Raw genomic sequence first — 3,663 nt, 5'->3', positions numbered from 1 at the left:
GCATGAAAGCCGACAGCACGCTGAATTTACAAACCTTCCTCACGCGGGTAACCGAAGTGCGGCTGAAACTGCAACAGATGAACAACAGTGATGACCCGCCGGCAATGGCGAATGCGTTGGCTAAGACGGTCTTTGAAGGGAAAAGCACCGATTTGACCGATACACAGGGCTACGGTCGTCTGATAGCCGCCAGTCTGGGGGGACAATGGCGGGGTTTTGGTCAGGCAATGTTTGTGGAGCCGTTAACGCAGGCGTGGCAGGGCGTACTGAAACCGGCGGAAGCGAATCTGAACACCCAGTGGCAGAGGGCGATAGTGGACAACTGGAACCGGGCATTCACTGGCCGTTACCCGTTTGCCAGAGGGGAAAGTGAAATCTCATTGCCGATGCTGGGGCAGTTTATCCGGTCGGATTCGGGGCGGATAGAGCAGTTTTTGACCCGTCAGCTAGGCGGAATACTGCATAAAGCGGGTAACCAGTGGGTGGTGGATGAAGTGAGCGGTCAGGGCGTGCAGGTTAACCCGGATTTTTTGAAAGCGATAAATCAGCTCAGTCAGCTATCGGACCTGTTATTTGCCGATGGCAGTCAGGGGCTGCGGTTTGAACTGCGGGCCAAACCGGTTCGGGATGTAGCGGAAACCGACCTGACGATAGATGGACAGCAATTGCGCTATTTTAACCAGATGGAAAGCTGGCAGAGTTTTCGCTGGCCGGGCGAGACTGATGAACCGGGGGTGACGCTGATGTGGACCAGTGTCAATACCGGGGCGCGGTTGTTCGGTGATTATCAGGGGAACTGGGGGTTGATCCGCTGGCTGGAGCGGGCGAAAGCGGAAAGGCTGGATGAAAGCCGTTACCGCCTGATATTTACTGCCCCGGATGGATTACCGTTGACCTGGATTTTACGCACAGAATTGGGCGAAGGGCCGCTGGCGTTATTAAAACTGCGCGGATTTAAATTACCGAAAAATATCTTTGCGGTAAAGCCGGGTAGTCACAGGACAATATCAGCGGTAAATGACGATGACCTGATAACGGAATAATACATGTTATTAGAAGTAAATAAGGAAATAACGTAATCGTTAACTATTTTCATTAATAGAATAGCCGGGCAGGATAGATATTGATACGGATATTCTGGTGAAGATGTTTGTTTATATCTATTGGATAGAATGAAAATAATAATTGTTCTCATGGGGATCTGATTATAAAAACGTACTCAGATCGCCTTCATTTTATGGCAATCAATACCAGTTTATTTTTGTCAATAAATGTCATGTTATTGTCATGAAGTTTAAATATTTTGTTCGACATGCTGTTATATCGGTGGCGATAAGGGGTGTGCACTAAAAATCGTATTTTTTTGAAAAAAAGAGTTGATTTTTATAAGCACCCGCCGAGAAGATAGGAAAATTCATAAATCGCTCATCCTGTTCATGCATTTGATGTATGGCGAAAAGGTGAGTGGCCTGTGTAAATATCTTTGATCCGAATGGATGATCATACGTACAGAATGGAAAAAGCCCCGGGTAAAAACAAGTTGGGCTGGGAATCAGTCATTTGCAAATAAAAGATGAGAAGTCAATGATGAGTGAACCGAAGGAAAATGAGATTTATCTTCATCCTGAATATGATGAATGTGGTCGTCCGTACTACAACGTACCGAATGCCAGAGCGGAAGAAAACCTGATAGCAGTCTGTTTGAAATATGCGAGTAAGGTTATTCCGATAATTTTCCTGCCGGGGGTGATGGGGAGTAATTTAAAATCGAAACGCGATGATGAGCCAGTCTGGTTGGTAAATTCTGAGTTTGGAGTTGCGAGTTGGATACTAAAGAATGCTTCTGATAGGAAAGAGACGTTAGATCCCAAAAATACCGATATTTACGATTCGGGGGCAATAAATAATTATATCGCCGAAGGGAGGAAATTCCCTGATCGCCATCAACGCGGTTGGGGAGAGGTGGCATATTTGAGTTATGGTCATTTTTTGCCCTGGCTTCAGTTGGTGCTGGATGATGAGCGTCTGGCGTTTGAATATCGCATGGAAGGAAAGGGAAAAGAGACCGCTCGTCAACAATTGATCGGTCAGAATCTTGGAGCTGAGTGGGGTGAAGAACCATTGACCTCGGAAGAGGTTGAACACAGTTATCGTTTTATGTACCCGGTTCATGTGATGGGCTATAACTGGCTGCAATCCAATGCGGTGTCCGCCAAGAAGCTGGCAGAATATGTTGATCAAATTTTAGCTTCCTACGGCAAAAGTTGTGCGGTAAATAAGGTGATTTTAGTCACCCACTCAATGGGAGGGTTGGTGGCCCGCCATTATTCGGAAAAGCTGAATGGCAGAGATAAAATTTTAGGCATTGTACATGGTGTTATGCCTGATACCGGTTCACCCATGACTTATAAAAGGATGAAAACCGGTGAAGATGGCATAACCGGGCTGGTGATTGGCAGTAATGGCGCGAAAATGACCCCGGTGTTGGCCCAGTCTCCCGGTCCTTTACAGCTCCTGCCGGGAAAAGAGTATGGTAAACGTTGGTTACATATCGCCGATGGTAAAATGACACACAAATTGCCGAAATCTGACCCGTATGAGGAAATTTATCTGGAAAAGAACCGATGGTGGGGATTATGTGAGACCCGGTTTTTAAACCCGGATAAAAAGGATAAATGGACAGATAAGTGGAAAGATGAGGAAAGCTGGAGTAATTATTTGCAATTAATGAATAATGCAGTTCAGCCATTTATTGAAGGATTGAGTGGTAAATACCACCCTAATACTTATGCCTTTTATGGCGCTAGCGAGAAACATCTATCCTATGGAATTATTTCTTGGCAAGAAGCTAGTAAGGATTATTACAATAAAACGGAAGATTATTCCGGTATGACATTTGATCAGCCGCTCTATGATCCTTATAACTTGGAAACGGGCACAACACGTATGGTGCAATTTTCTGTTGGACCCTCTTTTCAAGATATTGCGGCGAAAACTTTTAAGCTGGCGCCGCCAAAGGAGAAAGGAGATGGCACTGTGCCGGAACGGGCTGGCCGTATTCCAACCGGAAAATTACGCAGTCAGTTGGCAGTAGATGTTGACCATGAAGGGGCATATAACGAGGATAAAGCCCGGTTATTTACCCTGCGTTCAATTGTCAAGATGGTGCAGGCGGTGAAGATTGAATAAGAAAAATATCTTACTCATTTTATTGTCTGTGTTAGTGATTTATGCCCTATGGCGGTGGTATTTCCCTGACCCTTATCACCCCAATTTAACCGAGAAGGAAAAGCAAGTGACGACAGAAATGTTAGCCAATATGCAAACCCGTTGTGTAGGTCGTTATCTGATTGATATCCCCGAAGCGTTTGGCAATGTTATCCATGACGGGATATTTATTGGTAAAGCGAGAATAGAAACTGAACGCTTATATCCACCGGAGTTTGAATATCGGATAGAAGCAAGAGAGCAGGAGTTAAAGACAATGCAATATGTTGAACCGAAAGATATGCCTTTTTTAAAGAAAGTCTATCGCCTCCAGAATAATGATAATATGGAAGGTGTGATCTTCGACAGGAATCAAGATACTGCTGTTCCTGGTTTTGCCCGAGTATTAGAAGCGCATTTGTATAGTAATGGTGTCGCTTTTATCGTAACAATGGA

The 3,663-nt window shown here is 45.0% G+C and carries 2 protein-coding genes and 1 pseudogene; all 3 read left to right on the top strand.

All coding sequences use genetic code 11. The features are described from left to right. Window positions 1-1,043, top strand: a 1,043-nt coding sequence (locus tag C6H66_RS23580) for a type VI secretion IcmF C-terminal domain-containing protein (protein WP_282183133.1), incomplete at its 5' end; no start/stop codon positions are given. A gap of 541 nt (window positions 1,044-1,584) precedes the next feature. Continuing rightward, complete coding sequence (locus C6H66_RS23575) at window positions 1,585-3,189, top strand: esterase/lipase family protein (protein ID WP_248000803.1); 1,605 nt, start codon at window positions 1,585-1,587, stop codon at window positions 3,187-3,189. Continuing rightward, window positions 3,182-3,663, top strand: a pseudogene (locus tag C6H66_RS23570) (T6SS immunity protein Tli4 family protein); the annotation flags it as partial. The gene C6H66_RS23575 and the pseudogene C6H66_RS23570, both read left to right, overlap by 8 nt.

The organism is Photorhabdus hindustanensis (genome assembly GCF_002968995.1).
GTDB classification, from domain to species: Bacteria; Pseudomonadota; Gammaproteobacteria; order Enterobacterales; family Enterobacteriaceae; genus Photorhabdus; species Photorhabdus akhurstii.
This window is presented reverse-complemented; position numbering and strand designations above follow the sequence as displayed.